Below are 19705 nucleotides of genomic sequence, written 5' to 3'. Positions count from 1 at the left end.
TGTAACCAGCTGCTGCTTCTTCTGTTGCTGTGACAGCATTTGTCTTTTGGTCAAGATTGTCAAGAGTATTGGCATAAGCTGTTTCAACCACAACAACTTTTTTAATGTTTGAGAAATAGTACCAGGTACTTCTTTTGGTATCTTGATGGTGATGTCACGAAGCACACAGAATTTATAAACATTGACAGTGATAAAGGCTGCTAGGATACCTTTTACTCGTGGTGCTAGTTCATTTCATTTGGTAAGTAACTTTATTTTATGATGAAAACCCAAAAAAGCCCTCCGTCGTTAGACGTAAGGCTTTTTGGGTTGTATTCTAGAAGAGTTCTGTTTTGGATAGCGTTAAATTAGCGAATAGCTGCCTCCGTTTCTGGGTCAAAGAAGTGACCTTTAGCAACATTCAATGTCAATTCCACTTTTGAACCTGGTTGGTAAACATCACGCGCATCGGTACGTGCTACCAATTCAACACCACCTGAACGAACGTAAAGCATGGTTTCTGAACCAAGCAACTCTGATACGGTCACTTCAGCTGAAAGCGTTGCGCCAGGGTAAGTTTCACGTGCCAATGGGTTATTTGATACGTCTTCTGGACGAATACCAAAGATAACGCGTTTGCCATTGTATCCTTTGGTTTCAAGCAATTTCTTTTGGCCTTCTGGCAATTTCACAGTGAAGCCACCATCGCTCACTAGCGTATCACCGTCAACAGTTGCTTCAAAGAAGTTCATGGCTGGGCTTCCGATAAAGCCAGCGACAAATTTATTAGCTGGACGGTTGTAGAGTTCTTGTGGGGTTCCGATTTGTTCCACGCGTCCAATAGTTCCTGAACCGTCAGGGTTTTTCGTTGAACTCATGATAACGATGCGGTCAGCCAGTGTCATGGCTTCGGTTTGGTCGTGGGTAACGTAGATAGTTGTTGCCCCGATACGGCGGTGAATTTTAGCGATTTCAGCACGCATTGACACACGCAATTTCGCATCCAAGTTTGACAAAGGCTCATCCATCAAGAATACTTTGGCGTCACGGACAATTGCACGTCCCATGGCAACACGTTGGCGTTGGCCACCTGACAAGTCAGCTGGTTTACGTTGAAGAAACTCGGTCAAACCAAGGATTTGAGCAGCTTCACGAACACGTTTGTCAATATCGTCTTTTTTGTATTTTCTTAATTTCAGACCAAAGGCCATGTTATCATAAACGCTCATGTGTGGGTAAAGGGCGTAGTTTTGGAAAACCATGGCAATATCACGATCTTTTGGTGCTTTGTCATTGACCACTTCGCCGTCAATTTTAAGTTCACCTTCTGTGATGTCCTCAAGACCTGCAACCATACGAAGCGTTGTTGACTTCCCGCAACCTGAAGGTCCTACGAAGACGATAAATTCTTTATCTTTAATGTCAAGGTTGAAGTCCTCAACAGCATAGTGGCTTGCATTTGGGTATTTTTTGTAAATGTGGTTAAGATTTAATTCGACCATTTTGTTACTCCTTTGAACGATGTGCTTTTATTATAGCAAAGGCAGCGTTTACAAAATAGAGACAAAATGCCCAAGTTTTTTTGTGCAAGATGACCAAAATTAAGACATCTTGACCAACAAATAAGACAAGGTCAAATCATTTAAGTTTTTCACATTCAAACCAGAAGCTAAGCGAAATTTTTCCAACTTATACTGAAGGGAGTTGCGGTGAATGTACAGGTGTTGAGCTGTTTTAGCTAAATTCCCCTGCTCTTGCCACAACATCATGATGACATCACGCATATCTTTGCTACTGTCAATACACTCCAACAGCGTGCGTTTAATCGTAGGAACATCTGAAGCATGCGCAAGGTTTAAGAGGAGCAATTCTGAAAAAGTACTGGTTCTCTCATTGCCACCATACAATTTGACACTTGAAAAAAGCCGCATCTCCTCCTCAAAATAAATCTGAGCATCTTCCTTTTTCACACAATTCCAGCAATTGCCAAAGAAAACGGTCAGCTTGGTTCCAAAATCACTCTCCAAAGTCGGCAACACATCTTGAATGACATCCTCAACCACCATTGGCTGTTCTTGATTGAGCAAGAGCAGGCTACGATTTTCCGACAAGGTCACCACCGTAATGAGATTAGGCAATAGCGTCTTAAAAAACGTGAACAACTCTTTGGGAAGGGCATAAGGATGCTCGATGTAAATCATCTGTAGTCGTTTGTAGGTTGTTGGAGGATTGCCCTTTTTTTGCACCAAATACCGATACCAAGGATGGTTGGTGTGACTATTATCTGAAATGGCCACCTGCTTAAACTGCAGCAAGGCTTTTTCACGCTCACTGAGTTGGGCAATGGGAAGGTACCACTTTTGACCATTTTCCTCTAAAACAATCCACTCCTCACCAGACGTGTCCTCTTTGTCACGACGAGCTTCAGGGAACCATTTCTCTATTGACATATCTCTCCAATCATTTTAAATACAGACATTACTAGCGCGATTTAGTGTCTAGTAGGATAGTCACAGGGCCGTCATTGACTAGACTTACCTGCATATCAGCACCAAATTGCCCTGTTTCAACTGGGACAAATTGGGATAGGGCAGCATTAAACGCTTGATAATACTTCTCTGCCATCTCAGGCTCTGCAGCACCTGAAAAAGCTGGGCGATTGCCTTTTTTGGTTTCTGCAAACAGCGTAAACTGAGAAACAGACAAAATCTTGCCCTTGATATCTTGGACTGACAAGTTCATCTTACCATTATCATCTGAAAAAATACGCATATTGACGATTTTACGCACCGCATAATCCAAATCTTCCTGCTGGTCATCTGGTCCCACGCCAACCAATAATAGAAGTCCTTGGTCTATCGCACCAACAGTAGCCTCATCGATGCTTACGGCTGCACGCTTGACACGTTGCATCACAATTTTCATTTTAATTACCTTTCTTAGACGAAAGACCCCCAATAGTGAACAAAACTACTGGGAGTCTGTGCTTTATTTAACAGAAAACATCACCCATTTGTTCGCTTAACAGAATAAACATCGGGAATGATTTTGATTTTATCAACCACGCTTGTCAGAGCTGTTAGATTAGGAATAGCAAAGCTAATATGGATATTAGCAAACTTCATATCCTTAGTTGGTTGGGCATTGACGGTTGATACGTTTTTTGTCGCATTTGACACGACTTGTAGCACGTCATTGAGCAATCCTGAACGGTTCAAGCCGTAAATATCAATTTCCGCCAAGTAGTCATTGCTTGAATTAGCATCGTCCCACTCCACTTCAATTAAACGTTCTTCATAGCCCTCTTGGCTCTTGATATTATGGCAATCAGCACGGTGAATGGCAACCCCGCGACCTTTTGTAATATAGCCTTCGATAGGATCACCTGGTACAGGATTACAACATTTTGCGATACGCATCAGCAAACCTGACGCCCCTTGAATAATCACGCCATTTTCACTGCGAACCTTCAAAACATCGCGGTTTTCAGTCTTGACTTCGCCGCCTTTCATCAATTCTTCGGCTTCGGCTTTGGCTCTCGCACGCTCTTCCTCACGACGTTCTTTTTCAGTCAGGCGATTAAAGACAGCAACGGCGCTGATTTCGCCAAATCCAACAGCTGCATACAAGGCTTCCTCACTGCGCACACTAAAACGTGGCAAAATCGCTTCGATATGCTTTTTATCTAGATATTTATTAGCAACGTAACCATGGTCTTGAAAATAATCCACCAACAACTCACGACCTTTATTGGCCGAGAGTTCCTTGTCTTGGTTTTTCAAAAATTGACGAATACGATTGCGAGCTTTGTTGGTCTTAACAATCTTAATCCAGTCACGGCTAGGCCCAAATGAATTTTGATTGGTGACAATTTCAACGACATCACCTGTTTTTAATTTAGCCGTCAAGGGAACCATGCGTCCATTAACCTTGGCACCAACTGCCTTTTCACCTACTTGTGTGTGGATAGCGTAGGCAAAATCAATCGGACCAGAATCTTTTGGCAATTCTTGCACGGCACCTGTCGGTGTAAAGACGTAAATGCGCTCTGAGAAAATATCTTCCTTAACAGAATCCACAAAGTCAATGGCATCACCGTTTGAAGCGTCTTGCAATTCCACAAGCTCTTTAATCCAGCTCATGCCGACCGCTTGTTCTTGCTTGTCAACCTTGCCTTTGATTCCTTTTTTATAAGCCCAGTGAGCAGCTACACCATATTCGGCGACTTGGTGCATTTCCTTGGTTCTAATTTGGATTTCAATGGGACCTTTTGGACCATAAACAGTGGTATGGATTGATTGATAACCATTTGCCTTTGGAGCCGCAATGTAGTCTTTGAAACGTCCTGGCATTGGGCGCCACAATTCGTGAATGTAACCCACCATGGCATAAACATCGCTTGGTGTTTCCATAATGCAACGAATGGCAATCAGATCATAAATCTGATCAAAGCGTTTCTTTTTGTCACGCATCTTGCGGTAAATTGAGTAAATGTGTTTTGGACGTCCATAAACATCGCCGTAAAGCCCTTGTTCTTGCGTGTAGTCCTTGATTTTCTTGACAATCTCGTCAACCAAGGCTTCTCTTTCACGACGTTTTTCCTTCATCATGTGAGAAATCTTGTAAAACTCGACTTCATTAAGGTAACGAAAAGACAAATCTTCCAATTCCCACTTGATACGGCTAATCCCTAAACGGTGTGCCAAAGGTGCGTAAATTTCCATGGTTTCACGCGAAATACGTTCCTGCTTATCCTTACGTAAGTGTTTCAACGTACGCATATTGTGTAGCCTGTCTGCCAATTTGACCAAGATAACGCGAATATCTTTTGACATCGCCATCAGCATTTTACGATGGTTCTCTGCCAATTGTTCTTCGTGTGATTTGTATTCAACCTTACCAAGCTTGGTCACTCCATCCACGATATCACGCACATCGCGTCCAAATTCTTTTTCAATGTCTTCCAAAGTCAACTCGGTATCTTCTACCACATCGTGCAAGAAACCACAAGCCACTGTTACCGCATCTAAATGAAGTTCCGCTAAAATGCCCGCTACTTGGATCGGGTGAATGATATAAGGCTCACCAGATTGTCTGACTTGGTAAAAATGAGCTTTAGTAGCATAATCCAACGCCTTTTGGACCATTTGAACATCAGATTCGCTCATGTACTGAGCTGTCAGCTCAACGACTTCTTCTCCTGTTAAATTTACATTTTTTGCCATAATGACCTCTTCTTACGCATACAGATTGTTGATATTGTCTATTATTTTAACATTAAATACCCTAAAATACCAACTCATCTGCCGTAAAAATCACGGCATCTCTAGCATTAATTATGGGTCAAAACAATATCAACAGAAAATTCGTCGTAGCGGTGTTTACTGATAGAATATTCAAAAGCCACACCTGTATTTAAATAACCTGTTTGAACCGCAACTGCCACAGGATCGCCGCTTTCCAAATCCAAATAATGTGCTTCCGTATCTGTTGCACGGCGAACCGTAATCGTACGGTGACCTGATTGGATTTTCAAACCTAAATCATTCTCAATGTAATCATAAATCGAATGCTCAACTTGCTCTAAGCGCAATCCTGTAATCAAATCGATAGGCATATAAGTTTCTTCGATGACAGTAGGCTTATCATTCACAAAACGCACGCGATTGATTTTGTAAACAAAGCTGGTTTCTTTGATTTTCAATTTATCAGCAATTTCAGGTGTTGCTTTCACCACTGAAAAATCCAAAACTCGACTAGTAATCATTTTATCAGGATAAAAAGCTGTCGTCCCCATCATCTGAATATCCATCAGCATTTTTTCCATCTTTTCAACTGGTAAATCCATGACAAAAGTCCCAGCCCCACGACGTTTGTAAATCAAACCTTCCGCCACCAAAATATCCAGAGCTTTTTTAACCGTCATTTTACTCACATTGTAGTACTCACAAAAATCACGTTCAAAAGGCAACTGCTCATTTGGCTTATAAAACCCTTCTAAAATTTTCTTTCGGACATCGTTTGCAATAAGATTGTATTTTTCCATAATTTTCCCTTCTTTCAAGCCTTGACACGTCGTTGACAAGTTTGCCAACTTAACTTGACAAACTTGTCAACCCATCAGATGTTAGACGCTAATATAACTAACTTTTTCTCGTTGACACAAGTAAAACATCTTGTCACAGGTTGTTGACAAGATAACAGAAAAGAAATCCATACGGATTTCCTGTTTTATTATAAAAAGTAGAACAAACCAAAGATGCGTATTAGTCTTCGTTAGGATGGCTCACAATCATCTCTAATTGCCCATCAAATGACCATTCTTTCACGTCATTTGGCAAGATAAAGTGATCACCTTTTTTCAGATCATAGACACGACCATCAACAGTCAATTGTCCCTGACCAGACAAGACACTAAGCAACAAATAAGGAACAGTTTGCGTGAAATCGACCAAGCCTGTAACTTCCCAACGGTAAACAGAAAAGAATTTGTTTGATACCAACAAGGTTGATTCCAAATGGTCAACTGCCATCGTTGCTGGCGTGCTGTTTGCTGGTTTCCCAATAGTTAACACATCAATTGACTTATCAATGTGAAGCTTTCTTAAATTGCCTTGGGCGTCACGACGATTAAAATCGTAAACACGATAAGTTGTATCACTGGATTGTTGTGTTTCTAAAATCAAGATTCCCTTACCAATCGCGTGCATCGTCCCACTTGGAACATAGAAGAAATCACCAGCCTTAACAGGGATTTTTGTTAACAAATCATCCCAGCGACCTTCTTCAATCCATTGGCGTAACTCTTCTTTTGACTTGGCATTATGACCGTATATAATCTCAGCTCCTTCATCTGCTGCAATGATATACCAGCATTCTGTTTTACCAAGTTCGCCTTCGTGAGCTAAAGCAAAAGCGTCATCAGGGTGAACCTGAACACTAAGCCAGTCATTAGCATCCAAAATCTTGATTAACAAAGGAAAAACTTCTGATTTTGGGTGGCCAAAAAGCTCTTTGTGCTCGCGATACAATTGATCTAAGCCTTCGCCTTCGTAAATGCCATTTTTGATAACCGAAACCCCATTTGGGTGAGCTGAGATTGCCCAATACTCACCCGTTGTTTCAGTTGGAATATCATAACCAAAGGCCTCACGAAGCTTCGTGCCTCCCCAAATTTTATCATGCATTTGCGATTTTAAAAATAACGGTTCTGACATAAATGCCTGCCTCCTCCAAGTCCATTCCTTACTGTACGTTTTATTTTAATAAGCTCCTAATGTATAGACCAATATTCCAATAATACCTTTATTATAACGCAGAATCCTCTTGTTTGTCTAGCATTCTTAAGAATGGATACCAAATAAATCCTACAAGTATAAAATCGACAATTTGGAGAAGTCCTCCTGCTAGCGAATTGGTTGCAATTATACCACTAAAGAATATTGGGACAGTCCAAGGTACAGACACACCTGTTGGAGCAGGCACGATCCCAATGGCCATAACAAAATAATTAAATGCTGTAACAATGATTGGAGCAATGACCCAAGGAATAAGAATCGTTGCATTTAGTACAATTGGTAAACCAAAGATAACAGGCTCGTTAACATTGAATATTCCTGCACCTAACGCTAAACGACCAACATCACGATATTGTTTCTTTCGCAAGAAGAATGCCATAATAATGACAACTGCCAAAGTCATACCTGAGCCACCTAAACCAACTGTAAATACCTCCATGAGAGGTTTTGTAATAATATGAGGAAGATGCTCACCTGCTTTGTAGGCTTCCAAGTTTTCGAATATTAGAGTATTCCAAACGGGATCCATTACCGAATTTACAAGAATTTGTCCATGAAGTCCGAAAAACCATAAGAATTGAATAAAGAAGATAGCAAGCAACGTTGCCCAAATACTACTTCCCAAACCAACTAACGGAACTTGAATAATATTATAAATAACATCATGAAGATTGGTATTTAAACCAACTGTCACAATAGCATTGATAGCGGTAAAAATAGATAAAGTTAATATAGCTGGAATCAATGCGGCAAATGATTTAGCAACTGCAGGTGGAACGCTATCAGGCATTTTTATTTGCCAACCTTTTCAGCTAGTTCTACTATAAATCTCAGCTGCTATAAAAGATACAATCATTCCAAGAAACATCCCTTTAGCACCAAGTCGATCAAGACTTAAAACATTCGAAATTGTTTCACCACTATCGCTTGTGACAAAAAATGGTGTCAATATAAGGAAACTTGCAAATGAAATAGCACCCCAAAAAATACCTTCCACACCATAAGATTTTGATAAATAATAACCAATACCAAAAGTAACAAAGACGGTCATAATAGACATGGTTGCACTTTGACCACTACCTAACAGTTCGTTCAAAAGCGCTTTTATTTCGTCATTTAAAAAAGGAAGATTACAAATAACCACAACAATCGAGCCAAACATGGTTAAAGGAAACGCCAACATAAAAGCATCTCTTAAAATTGATAGATATCGATTTGATGCTAATTTGTTTGCTACAGGTAAGAGCTTGTCGCTAATACTATCCAGAAATTTGTTCATAACTACGCCTCTTTCTTCTAATTTTATCTTTACAGTGTAAGTATAAAATATTCCTGATTAAAAGTATAGTATTTTTAAATATAAATATTGTTTTTTGTATTTGAAAAGTATATAATTTTATTGAAAATAAAATGAGGTGAAGCTTATGGTAACTTACACATTTCCAAATCATTTTTGGTGGGGTGCTGCTACATCAGGACCTCAAAGCGAAGGACGTTTCAATAAAAAACACGCTAATATGTTTGACTATTGGTATGAAATTGAACCTGAGGTATTTTATAACCATGTAGGACCTGATACAGCCTCAAACTTTTATAATAGCTAAAAAGAAGATATTGCTTTAATGAAAAAAGTTGGGCTTAATAGTGTTCGTACCTCTATTCAATGGACCCGTCTAATCGATGACCTTGAAACAAATACCGTTAATCAAGAGGCACTAGAATTCTATAATAATGTCATCGACTGCTTCATCGAAAATGGCATTCGTCCCATTATGAATTTGCATCACTTCGATCTACCTGTTGAGCTTTATCACAGATATGGAGGGTGGGAAGCACGCCATGTCGTAGATCTTTATGTTGGCTTTGCAGAACAAGCGTTTAAGGCTTTTGGCAATCGCGTTAAAGATTGGACAACACACAATGAACCAATGGTTGTTGTTGACGGAGAATACCTTTATCAATTTCATTACCCTAAATTAGTTGATGGTAAAAAAGCAGTTCAAGTTGCATATAACTTAAATATTGCTTCTGCAAAAGCTATCGCTAAATTTAAAGAGCTTGGTTTAGATAAAGACGGTGGACGAATTGGTACAATTTTAAATTTAACACCTACTTACTCTGCCTCTAATTCCAAAGAAGATTTAGCCGCAGCACACTTTGCTGAACTTTGGAACAACAAAATGTTCCTTGAACCTGCTATCAATGGAGAATTTCCAAAAGAACTCGAAGAGATTCTAACAAATGATGGGGTTATTTGGCAAACAGAACTTGGAGATTCTGACATCCTTAAAACAAATACTATGGACTTTTTAGGAGTTAATTTTTATCACCCCAATCGTGTAAAAGCACCTGATATTGCGCCGAATTCTGTAGGCGATTGGTTACCAAACCGTTACTACGATGAATACAACATGCCTGGTCGTCGTATGAATATTGATAAAGGATGGGAAATTTATCCAGAAGCTATTTACGACATCGCTATCAATATTCGAGATAATTATAAGAACATTCCTTGGTTTGTTTCTGAAAATGGGATGGGGGTTTCTCATGAGGGACGTTTCATGGACGAAAATGGGCAAATTCAGGATGACTATCGTATTGACTTTATCAAAGAACATCTTGCTTGTCTTCACCGAGGAATCAAGGAAGGTTCAAATTGTTTTGGATATCACCTTTGGACACCAATTGATTGTTGGTCTTGGGTGAATGCTTATCGTAATCGCTATGGATTTATATCAAATAATATTCATACACAAGTCAAAACAATTAAAAAATCTGGTGAGTGGTTCAAACAAGTTACTGTTGACAACGGATTTAATGAGTAGTCAATATCCCTAAAGGTTTACAGCGCATCTGATCCTTTAGGGGTATTTTAAAATCTATAGTTCCCCTCTTCCTTGTCTATCTCAGTCCTTTATGTTACATTTTTAGGTAGACTATTGAAAGGTACATTGCGATGTTAGATCAAAAGAGACAATCACTCTTATATGTTGTTTATATTAGTTTAAGTGGCAATACCAAGAGCTTTGCCAAGCGTTTTAGGGAGCATTTGCTGAGTCAGTATGACTTACAGACAGAAGAAATCAATGTTAAAGACCTTAATCATGATACTTTCCCTATTACAGAACCTTTTGTCGCCATTTTGCCAACTTATTTAGAGGGAGGAAACGGCATTGATACAGGCGATGTGGAAATTTTAACCAATCCTTTGGGGGATTTCATCGCTGCACACGGCAATGATAAGCACTGCATTGGTATTATTGGCTCTGGAAACCGCAATTTCAACGAGCAGTATTGCCTGACAGCCAAACAATACGCCAAACGTTTTGGTTTCCCAATGTTAGGTGATTTTGAATTACGTGGGACCGGTGCAGATGTGGAACGTCTTGCCAAAATTACCATGAAGCGATTAGCCCAAGTCAGCCAAGCCCATTAGCCAAATCTTCTACCAAACGGAAAAGTCATGGTATAATGGTAATGAGCTTATTTTATAAGCTGATTAGATATTATTGGAGATCATTATGCAAACAACAGTTGATTACATTACAAAACTCACGAATATTCCATCACCTACTGGCTACACTAGCCACATCATGAATTACCTCATTGCTGAATTGGAAAGTTTTGGTTACGTTCCAACTCGTACCAATAAAGGGGGTGTCATGGTTAGCATGACAGGAAAAGACGATAACAAACACCGCATCGTGACCGCTCACCTTGATACACTTGGTGCCATGGTTCGTGCCATCAAACCAGACGGTCGCCTAAAAATGGATCTTATCGGTGGCTTTGTTTACAATGCGATCGAAGGGGAAAACTGTATCGTCCATGTGGCTAAAAACGGCAAACAAATCAGCGGAACCATTCTCATGCACCAAACATCTGTCCACGTTTACAAAGATGCTGGTACAGCCGAACGCAACCAAGCCAATATGGAAATCCGTTTGGATGAGAAAGTCACTTCTGAAGCAGAAACACGCGCTTTGGGCATTGAAGTCGGTGATTTCATCTCATTTGACCCTCGTGTGGTTGTCACAGAATCAGGTTTCATCAAATCACGTCACTTAGATGATAAAGTTTCAGCAGCCATTCTCATCAAACTGCTTAAAACCTACAAGGAAGAAAATATCGCCTTACCATACACAACCCACTTCTATTTCTCAGCATTTGAAGAATTAGGACACGGTGCCAACTCAAGTATCCCAGCTGAAACTGTTGAATACCTTGCCGTTGACATGGGAGCCATGGGAGATGATCAACAAACAGACGAATACAGTGTATCAATCTGTGTCAAAGATGCTTCAGGACCTTACCATTACGAATTGCGTCAACACTTGGTCCATTTGGCTGAAGAAAATAAAATTCCTTATAAATTGGATATTTACCCATACTACGGCAGTGACGCTTCAGCAGCTCTTCGCGCAGGCGCTGAGGTCAAACACGCTCTATTTGGTGCAGGTATCGAATCAAGCCACTCATACGAACGTACGCACATCGATTCTGTTCAAGCAACCGAACGCCTCGTTGATGCTTACCTAAAAAGCCCAATTATTGATTAACATAGTAAAAAGGAAGATGGCAACATCTTCCTTTTATTTTTGCTCATTAAAACTCAATATCAACCGCAATACCAAAGTGGTCGCTCACAATTGGTGAAGCACCGCCGTCAAATACAACCACAGACGACAAGACATCAATATCTTTACTTGTAAAGACGTGATCAACTTTTAGAGACTGCTTATTCCCTTCCCAACCGTCGATATCTTCGATGATGGTGTGATCACCTTGAATGACTTTTGCTACCTTGTGGCTATCTTGCAACTCAAGCGGGCTCTTTAAAACCATGTCATAACCAGCAGTATCTGTCGGGTTATTAAAATCTCCCATGAGCACCATTGGTTTTGGATAATCACTCAAAGCGGTTTCCAGCTTGTTCCATTCTTCTTCGAAGCCTTTGCCAAACCAAGACATATGCAAACTAACAACTGTAATAGGCTTTCCATCGGCTTTGGTTTCACCAACAAGGACACGTCGTGTGTGATAATCCGTTTCATCGTCCACATCAGACACTAAAACATCTTTGACTTTCAGTGGCTCTTTTGACAAGATAACAACACCCTCATTGTATTTGTCATAACCGATATGATTATAAGCCCAAGACCAGTAATAATGTCTGCCTTGGCTCTTAAGATAATTGACTAATTGTAGGGCATAATTGTCACGATGGAGTTCTGGACTACCTGGTAATTCCTCATACCCTTCAATCTCTTTGGTTAATAAACCACGAATATCTTGATTGATTTCTTGCAAACAAATCACATCATAATCTTCAATGTAAATGTGCTCCGCCAAATCGAATAATTTCTTTAATGAATTTGCCTCTAACCAAGAATGCGTATTAAGCGTTAAAAATTTAGCCATGTCTTTCTCCCCAAAAATCAAAGGAGAGTCCTCGATTCTTATCTTAGACTCTCTTTGCTTATTAGATATTCTAATCTTATAATTCTACTTTAGCAACCACTGTGTTGGCTTTTTGTTTACCAACTTTTGTCAAGGTTACTGATTTGATTTCAGCAGTATTTGTAAAGGCAACGATAACAGTTGTTTCACGTCCTGCAGATTCGATAGCTGCTAGGTCTGCTACTACAAGAAGATCGCCAGCTTTCACACGTTGACCTTCAGCCACTTTAACAGAGAATGGCACACCGTTAAGGGCTACTGTATCCAAACCAATGTGAACAAGCACTTCAAGTCCGTTATCTGTCAACAAACCAAAGGCGTGTTTTGTTGGGAAGACACTTGTCACGATACCTGATACAGGAGAGAAGATGTTACCATTTTCAGGTTCCACGATAAAACCATCACCCATCATTTTACCTGCAAAGACAGGGTCTTTAACGTCTGTGATTGGTCGTACTTCACCATCAACGACAGATTCAACCATTTCAACAGCACCTTTATAAGATACTTGAGTAACGTCGTGACCTTCTACTTCTGAAAAATCAATTTTTGGAACTTCAGCACCTGAGTCTAGGAAGTCTTGGATATCAGATTTCAAGATATCAGCTTTTGGTCCGTAAACCGCTTGAACACCATTACCTTTGATAATCAAGCCCATCGCACCAGCTTTTTTCCAAGTTTCTTCGTCACCGACTTTAGCAATATCTTTAACAGTTACACGAAGACGCGTCATACAAGCATCTACATCTTCAATGTTTTCACGTCCACCAAGAAGGTTGATGATTTGGATAACTTGAGTATCTGCGTGACCGATAGTGCCACCGTTTGATGAATCACCTGATGCTGCTGCATCTTCAGAATCCATATCGTCGTAGTTACCGTTACGACCTGGAGTTGCGTAGTTAAATTTCTTAATCATGAAGTCTGCGATGAAGTACATCAACACACCTGACAAGATTGAGCAAATAACAAAGTTGAATAAGTCGCCACCAAGTCCTGCTTTAATAGCCATCGGTGTACGTGTTAGCAATTCGATATTACCGAATGAGTGAAGACGTAGGTTTACCAAGTCAGCCAATGCAAATGTCAAACCTTGTACCACTGCATACACAACGTAAAGTGGCATCGCAACGAACATGAACATGTACTCGATTGGCTCAGTTACACCTGTTAGGAAAGTTGCTGCTGCTGTTGAGATAAACATAGCAGAGTATTTTTTCTTCTTGTCTGGGTCAACATTACGGTACATTGCATAAGCAACCCCCATCAAAGTACCAGTTGCACCAATCATTTGTCCAACTTTGAAACGAGCTGGAACAACTGTTGCAAGAAGGTTTTGGTATTCTGTTACATTAGAACCTTTAAGGTTGATAAGGTCAGTTACCCATGCTAACCAAAGTGGGTCTTGTCCAAATACTTCTGCACCTTTTTGAGCACCTGTAAGGATAACGTAAGTACCACCAAGAGAAGTGTAGTTCATTGGGATTGTAATCATGTGGTGCAAACCAAATGGTAGAAGCAAACGCTCTAACGTACCATACAAGAATGGCGCCAAGAATGGAGCAGAATCTTGTGATGATGCAATCCATGTACCAAATCCATTGATACCTGATTGGATGATGGGCCAAACAACAGCCATGATCAAACCAACGATTGTTGCACGGAAGATAACGACAAATGGAACAAAACGTTTTCCGTTAAAGAATGACAAAACATCTGGCAATTTACGGTAGTTGTAGTATTTGTTGTAAGCTGTTGCCCCTACAAAACCTGAGATGATTCCGACAAAGACACCCATGTTAAGAGCAGGTTGTCCAAGAATGTTAACGAAATAGTCAGAAACAAGCATTGGTGAACCAAGAACGTTGTGAACCACACTTGTTCCATCTTCAATCATATCAAGGGTAACACCATAAACGTGACCTGTGATAAGATTGATCAAAATAAATGCAATACCAGCTGCGAACGCACCACCTGCACGCTCCTTAGCCCAGCTACCCCCGATAGCTAATGCAAAGAGAATGTGAAGGTTATTAATAATTCCCCAACCAATTTGGGCAATAACGTTACCAACAGTTGCTAAGATAGCTGAGTCGGCATTGATCAGAGAAAGTGAGTTTCCGATACTAACCATCAACCCTGCTGCTGGCATAACAGCAATAACAACCATCAAGCATTTACCGAACTTTTGCCAAAATTCAAAGCTGGTTAACTTTTGAAATGCTTTCTTCATGTAATAACTCCTTAAACCTTTTTGCTAATAAACCAATTACTTTTTGACTTAAAAAAATAATGCCATCTATTTTTCCATTTAAAAAGAGATTGATTTGCGCTTAAAGCTACGCAAACGTTTGCGTTGCTTTGATGATTTTATTATAGCACGTATTTTCATTTTGTAAAGCGTTTTCTGAATTTTTTTAAAAAAAGCTTTTTAGAACTTGAAAACAGTTACAACTTTGCGCTTATCCTCTTTTAAGACAACCAAAAAAGCAAGGATATTTCGACCTTATTTGCTTAATTAAAAATATATTAAAACACCACTAGATAACTAGTGATGCCTGTCAAATAATAATAAGGCCTACTAGAAACACTCTAGTCGAGAACCTTAGACCTTACAAATCATTTCTCTTGTCATACCTGCTACTGCATTAATTTAAAAATCGATCCATAATGCACCGAACCACCACCATGGTATTTATCTTAGGTATGACCTGCTAGTTTGAGCAAGTCAAGCGTCAAACTCTTTTACAAGTAATGATCTTTCATCTCTCCCTAGGAAAACCTAGTCCCCCTAACAATCGTTTTTTAGCATCGCCAAATCAAACAATTGTTGCATAAGTACTATCAGTAAATACTTATAAGAATACTATACCATAAAAAAAGTGAAATTTACAGAATTTTCAAATATGAAAATAAATTTTTTATTCTCACATCTGATAATCAGATGTTTTTAGTCATTTCTCGGTTATTCGGTTATAATGGTAAGAAAAGGAGGTTTTTGAGATGCGTTTTAAAGGATTGCTTTTGGCTTTTTTGCTACTTACTTTTCGTATTTGGCCATTTTAAAGAAATAATTATCAAAATCTGAGTGCAAAGGCTCAGATTTTTTCTATCAATCCAAAGGCTACAAGACGCTCAGTCAGCAAATCAGCCAAGGTCGGATTGCCCACTTTTTTAACCATATCAATATAATCTTTGATAGGTGTCACACTTACCAAAGAGCCATTGAGATAATCAAGTACTTGTCGCAAAAAGGTCAAGACGCTCAAGGCAAACATATCTTGATAAGTCAGCAAAGCTTCCAATTTTTCCATAAAATAAGGAATGTGATGCAACTCACGCCGCTCAATTAAGGCAAACATGATATTTAAAAAGATCAACTCAGCTGTCTTTCTGTGCTGAGGCAAGGTTTGGTAAAAGCTGTCCCGCTCAGCAAAGGCTTTACCCAGAAAAATCAAATCCTTACTAGACAAGATAGACATGGTATTGCCAAACAAGTAGAGTTCGTATTCTGTCCACTCCTCGATGCCATAGAGATAATCTGTCAAAAAAGCCTTGTCTGCTTCTGAAATCGCATAAACTGGGTCAAGCGACTGAATAGCACTCGCCACATCGATGGCATTCAAACGCGTGTAAACATCGGTATCTGCCACATCATGTATCAAAGCTTTTAAACCATCAACATCACCTGTCAATTGAAGCATTGCAATTTGCTTGCCTTTAGAAAAGAAGGGGCTCTCTTGGTAATGGTTAAGAGCGTGGCCAAATTCTGCTAAACTCATGTGAATGCCAGACAGCGCAACCAACAACTTATCTGCCGCAATCATGGTCTGCCCATTTTCAAATTTAGAGAGTTGGGAAAGGGATAATTGTTGGTTAGCAACGTCTTTTAATTTCAAACCACGCGCTAAGCGTAATTCCCGATACAATTCCCCAATCTGCAGGAATTCTTTATCATCCAATACCCTCACCTCCATCTGTAAACCTTATCATGTGTCATATTTGTCCTATTATATCAAATTTTAAGGGAAAAACTAAAAAAAAGAAGCTAAGAAAAACCTCTTAACTTCTTTATCGAGTAAAATCTGACTAGAGTGGATAATTAGAAGCCACCCATCATTGATGGATCCATACCTGGAGCAGGTTGTGCTGGAGCAGCAGGTTCCGGTTTGTTAGCCACGACAGCTTCTGTCGTCAAAATCAAACTAGCAACAGAGGCAGCGTTTTGAAGAGCTGAACGTGTTACTTTCACTGGGTCGATGATACCAGCTTCAACCATATCTACCCATTCACCGTTAGCAGCGTTGAAACCTGTACCAAGTGATTCATTTTTCAAACGTTCAATGACAACTGAACCTTCGTAACCAGCGTTTGTTGCAATTTGACGAACAGGTTCTTCCAAGGCACGAAGTACGATGTTACGTCCTGTTGCTTCGTCACCTTCCAATTCAAGTTCTGCAACTTTTGAAATGACATTAACAAGTGCTGTACCACCACCAGCAACGATACCTTCTTCAACGGCAGCACGTGTCGCGTTAAGGGCATCTTCAATACGCAATTTCATTTCTTTCAATTCTGTTTCTGTTGCAGCGCCGACTTTAATTACGGCAACACCACCTGCTAATTTAGCAAGACGTTCTTGCAATTTTTCACGGTCAAATTCAGATGTTGTTGCAGCCAATTGTGATTTAATTACATTGACACGGTCAGCAATAGCAGCGCTATCACCAGCACCTTCCACTATAACTGTACTGTCTTTATCAACGGTTACTCTAGCGGCTTGTCCAAGAGCAGTCATGTTTGCGTCTTTCAACTCAAGACCAAGATCTTCAGTAATCACTGTACCACCTGTCAAGATAGCAATATCTTCAAGCATGGCTTTACGACGATCACCAAAGCCTGGTGCTTTAACCGCTACGACATTAAAGGTACCACGGATTTTGTTAAGAACAAGTGTTGGAAGAGCTTCACCATCGATATCATCGGCAATAATAAGAAGCGGACGGCTTGTTTTCAAGACTTCTTCAAGCAATGGCAAGATGTCTTGAATATTTGAGATTTTCTTATCGGTAATCAAGATATAAGGGTTGTCAAGTTCAGCAACCATTTTTTCATTGTCAGTTACCATATATTGTGACAAGTAACCACGGTCAAATTGCATCCCTTCAACCACGTCAAGTTCTGTTTCCATACCACGTGATTCTTCGATTGTGATAACACCGTCATTACCAACTTTTTCCATAGCTTCTGAGATGTATTCACCAACTTTTTCAGAACGTGATGATACGGCAGCAACTTGGGCAATTGCTTCCTTGTTAGCAACTGGTTGTGCAATTGATTTCAAAGCATCGACAGCTACTGAAACCGCAGATTCGATACCGCGACGAATACCAATTGGATTTGCTCCTGCAGTCACGTTTTTAAGACCTTCACGCACGATAGCTTGTGTTAAAACAGTCGCAGTTGTTGTACCATCACCAGCGATATCATTTGTTTTAGAGGCAACTTCTGATACCAATTTAGCACCCATATTTTCAAAATGGTCTTCTAATTCGATTTCTTTGGCGATTGTCACACCATCATTCGTGATCAATGGTGAACCAAATGATTTTTCAAGTACCACATTGCGTCCTTTAGGACCTAAGGTTACTTTCACCGTATCTGCTAAAATATCAACCCCGCGTACCATACTTTCACGCGCATCTGATGAAAATTTAATATCTTTAACCATAATATATCCCTCTTTTAACTTTAATAGATTAACGTACCACTGACGTTTTTATTAAGCTAATACCGCTAAAATTTCTGCTTCACGAACAATCATGACTTTGTCGTCACCATCTTTGACTTCAATTCCAGAACCATGTTCAATAAGAACCTTGTCACCGGCAGCAACACTTGGTGCTACCAATTCACCAGTCAACGTACGGCTACCTTCACCGACAGACACAACAGTCGCTACTTGTGTTCTTTCTTTACTTACTCCAGCTAGGACAAGACCACCAACGGTTTGTTCTTTTTCTTCTTCGACTTTTAAAACAACACGATCTCCTAATGGTTTTAACATGCCTTTTGCCTCCAAATTTCTTATTTATCCTGAGAAATAGAAACCTAAATCTCAAATTAGCACTCTACACTCTTTAGTGCTAACTCATTACAAGAACTATTTTAGCACTTAGTCAGAAATAGTCAAGAAAAAAACTCAATTTCTAAAAAATAAGTCAAGCAGTTATTTGAGCATTGAAAAAGTTCCTAGCTGGGAGATTATCAGCATTAGGAACTTTTTCAATATTATGTCAAGGGGAAAAATAAACTACTTTTGATAGTATCGTGAATTTCACGCGCAATACGTCTACGTTCTCTATCCTCAGTAATTTTTTCAGATACTGCAACATATTCTTTTAATCGTGTATTCGCCTGTGACGCCATTAACAGCTCCTTTTCAATCTTATGATTTTCAGTGACAGAATAAACAATATAAGTTACCAATGAAATGATAAAAACAATAATATTTAACGAAACCAAGCAATTTTTTATAAAAAGAATGGCTAAACGTGTACTTGAAGGAAAAACATCAATATAGACATCTAATTCAGGAGTACGGACTAATAATGATAGAACATCGTAATTTGACAATAAAAGAGCGCCAAAGTTTGCTAAAATAAAGAATAGCCATGATCTCTTCTCACGAAAAGTATAAAAATCTGTATACGAAAAAAAGATATCCATGAAAACTAATAAAATCAAACCATTATAGGAAAACTGTAATGCTACAAATGTAGCTAAAAGTAAAAAAACCTCTAAAATAGCAAACCAATCACGAACTACTGTCTCTTTTTTTAACTTCTGATTTCTAGCATATATGACAAATAAAAGTATTGCAAAAAAAAGATTAGACAAGCAAAAAATTTGTTCAGGTGAACTGGGAATAATACTAATCTTTTCTAATAAAGAGCGACTCAAACCAT

At 39.4% G+C, this 19705-nt stretch carries 13 protein-coding genes and 3 pseudogenes; 3 read left to right on the top strand and 13 right to left on the bottom strand.

All coding sequences use genetic code 11. The features are described from left to right. Window positions 1-347 precede the first annotated feature (347 nt). The 7 genes and pseudogenes from B3R79_RS07425 to celB form a co-directional block, all read right to left on the bottom strand. Window positions 348-1481, bottom strand: coding sequence for an ABC transporter ATP-binding protein (locus B3R79_RS07425; RefSeq protein WP_293696071.1), 1134 nt, complete (start codon window positions 1479-1481; stop codon window positions 348-350). A 99-nt stretch (window positions 1482-1580) separates the two neighbouring features. After that, the gene (locus B3R79_RS07420) at window positions 1581-2429 is read right to left on the bottom strand and encodes a helix-turn-helix domain-containing protein (RefSeq protein WP_293696068.1); all 849 of its coding nucleotides are present in this window, start codon (window positions 2427-2429) and stop codon (window positions 1581-1583) included. A 31-nt stretch (window positions 2430-2460) separates the two neighbouring features. Then, window positions 2461-2904 (bottom strand): D-aminoacyl-tRNA deacylase, encoded by a 444-nt coding sequence (gene dtd / locus B3R79_RS07415; protein ID WP_154454123.1) that lies wholly within the window; start codon window positions 2902-2904, stop codon window positions 2461-2463. Window positions 2905-2984: 80 nt separating this feature from the next. Further along, complete coding sequence (locus tag B3R79_RS07410) at window positions 2985-5204, bottom strand: RelA/SpoT family protein (RefSeq protein ID WP_168261088.1); 2220 nt, start codon at window positions 5202-5204, stop codon at window positions 2985-2987. Between the two features lie 107 nt (window positions 5205-5311). Further along, entirely contained in the window at window positions 5312-6025 is a 714-nt protein-coding gene (locus B3R79_RS07405; protein ID WP_204984708.1) for a GntR family transcriptional regulator, read from the bottom strand. Between the two features lie 220 nt (window positions 6026-6245). After that, a complete protein-coding gene (gene manA / locus B3R79_RS07400) occupies window positions 6246-7196 on the bottom strand; it encodes a mannose-6-phosphate isomerase, class I (protein WP_154454126.1) in 951 nt (316 codons plus the stop codon). A 91-nt stretch (window positions 7197-7287) separates the two neighbouring features. Continuing rightward, a pseudogene (gene celB / locus B3R79_RS07395) lies at window positions 7288-8556 on the bottom strand (PTS cellobiose transporter subunit IIC). Window positions 8557-8701: 145 nt separating this feature from the next. On the opposite strand from celB, the pseudogene B3R79_RS07390 reads away from it, so the two are divergent. From B3R79_RS07390 to B3R79_RS07380, 3 genes and pseudogenes are all read left to right on the top strand, one after another. Then, window positions 8702-10102 (top strand): annotated as a pseudogene (locus tag B3R79_RS07390) (glycoside hydrolase family 1 protein). Between the two features lie 131 nt (window positions 10103-10233). Beyond that, window positions 10234-10713: a class Ib ribonucleoside-diphosphate reductase assembly flavoprotein NrdI gene (gene nrdI, locus B3R79_RS07385; RefSeq protein ID WP_154454129.1), complete on the top strand. Its 480-nt coding sequence runs from the start codon at window positions 10234-10236 to the stop codon at window positions 10711-10713. 85 nt (window positions 10714-10798) lie between these two features. After that, window positions 10799-11836 carry a M42 family metallopeptidase gene (locus B3R79_RS07380; RefSeq protein WP_204984709.1) on the top strand — a complete coding sequence of 346 codons (1038 nt, stop codon included), beginning with the start codon at window positions 10799-10801 and terminating at the stop codon, window positions 11834-11836. A 46-nt stretch (window positions 11837-11882) separates the two neighbouring features. Here the strand turns inward: B3R79_RS07380 and B3R79_RS07375 are convergent, their stop codons facing one another. The 6 genes and pseudogenes from B3R79_RS07375 to B3R79_RS07350 all read right to left on the bottom strand — a co-directional run. Continuing rightward, window positions 11883-12698 carry an endonuclease/exonuclease/phosphatase family protein gene (locus B3R79_RS07375; RefSeq protein WP_168261083.1) on the bottom strand — a complete coding sequence of 272 codons (816 nt, stop codon included), beginning with the start codon at window positions 12696-12698 and terminating at the stop codon, window positions 11883-11885. 76 nt (window positions 12699-12774) lie between these two features. Further along, window positions 12775-14970 (bottom strand): PTS transporter subunit IIBC, encoded by a 2196-nt coding sequence (locus B3R79_RS07370; RefSeq protein WP_168261082.1) that lies wholly within the window; start codon window positions 14968-14970, stop codon window positions 12775-12777. Window positions 14971-15835: 865 nt separating this feature from the next. Continuing rightward, on the bottom strand, window positions 15836-16714 hold the full coding sequence (locus tag B3R79_RS07365) for an Rgg/GadR/MutR family transcriptional regulator (protein WP_168261081.1): 879 nt from the start codon (window positions 16712-16714) through the stop codon (window positions 15836-15838). Between the two features lie 125 nt (window positions 16715-16839). Next, window positions 16840-18468 carry a chaperonin GroEL gene (gene groL, locus B3R79_RS07360; RefSeq protein WP_168261080.1) on the bottom strand — a complete coding sequence of 543 codons (1629 nt, stop codon included), beginning with the start codon at window positions 18466-18468 and terminating at the stop codon, window positions 16840-16842. Window positions 18469-18519: 51 nt separating this feature from the next. Further along, complete coding sequence (groES, locus tag B3R79_RS07355; RefSeq protein ID WP_154454134.1) at window positions 18520-18804, bottom strand: co-chaperone GroES; 285 nt, start codon at window positions 18802-18804, stop codon at window positions 18520-18522. A 242-nt stretch (window positions 18805-19046) separates the two neighbouring features. Continuing rightward, window positions 19047-19705: pseudogene (locus B3R79_RS07350) on the bottom strand (sensor histidine kinase); the annotation flags it as partial.

The organism is Streptococcus sp. UBA3373, assembly GCF_002360305.1.
GTDB lineage: Bacteria > Bacillota > Bacilli > Lactobacillales > Streptococcaceae > Streptococcus > Streptococcus alactolyticus.
This window is presented reverse-complemented; position numbering and strand designations above follow the sequence as displayed.

What these genes read in the sequence shown, in the direction of transcription:
- B3R79_RS07425 (WP_293696071.1), bottom strand. Translation starts at nt 1,481, where the DNA reads ATGGTCGAATTAAATCTTAACCACATTTACAAAAAATACCCAAATGCA.
- B3R79_RS07420 (WP_293696068.1), bottom strand. Translation starts at nt 2,429, where the DNA reads ATGTCAATAGAGAAATGGTTCCCTGAAGCTCGTCGTGACAAAGAGGAC.
- dtd (WP_154454123.1), bottom strand. Translation starts at nt 2,904, where the DNA reads ATGAAAATTGTGATGCAACGTGTCAAGCGTGCAGCCGTAAGCATCGAT.
- B3R79_RS07410 (WP_168261088.1), bottom strand. Translation starts at nt 5,204, where the DNA reads ATGGCAAAAAATGTAAATTTAACAGGAGAAGAAGTCGTTGAGCTGACA.
- B3R79_RS07405 (WP_204984708.1), bottom strand. Translation starts at nt 6,025, where the DNA reads ATGGAAAAATACAATCTTATTGCAAACGATGTCCGAAAGAAAATTTTA.
- manA (WP_154454126.1), bottom strand. Translation starts at nt 7,196, where the DNA reads ATGTCAGAACCGTTATTTTTAAAATCGCAAATGCATGATAAAATTTGG.
- nrdI (WP_154454129.1), top strand. Translation starts at nt 10,234, where the DNA reads ATGTTAGATCAAAAGAGACAATCACTCTTATATGTTGTTTATATTAGT.
- B3R79_RS07380 (WP_204984709.1), top strand. Translation starts at nt 10,799, where the DNA reads ATGCAAACAACAGTTGATTACATTACAAAACTCACGAATATTCCATCA.
- B3R79_RS07375 (WP_168261083.1), bottom strand. Translation starts at nt 12,698, where the DNA reads ATGGCTAAATTTTTAACGCTTAATACGCATTCTTGGTTAGAGGCAAAT.
- B3R79_RS07370 (WP_168261082.1), bottom strand. Translation starts at nt 14,970, where the DNA reads ATGAAGAAAGCATTTCAAAAGTTAACCAGCTTTGAATTTTGGCAAAAG.
- B3R79_RS07365 (WP_168261081.1), bottom strand. Translation starts at nt 16,714, where the DNA reads ATGGAGGTGAGGGTATTGGATGATAAAGAATTCCTGCAGATTGGGGAA.
- groL (WP_168261080.1), bottom strand. Translation starts at nt 18,468, where the DNA reads ATGGTTAAAGATATTAAATTTTCATCAGATGCGCGTGAAAGTATGGTA.
- groES (WP_154454134.1), bottom strand. Translation starts at nt 18,804, where the DNA reads ATGTTAAAACCATTAGGAGATCGTGTTGTTTTAAAAGTCGAAGAAGAA.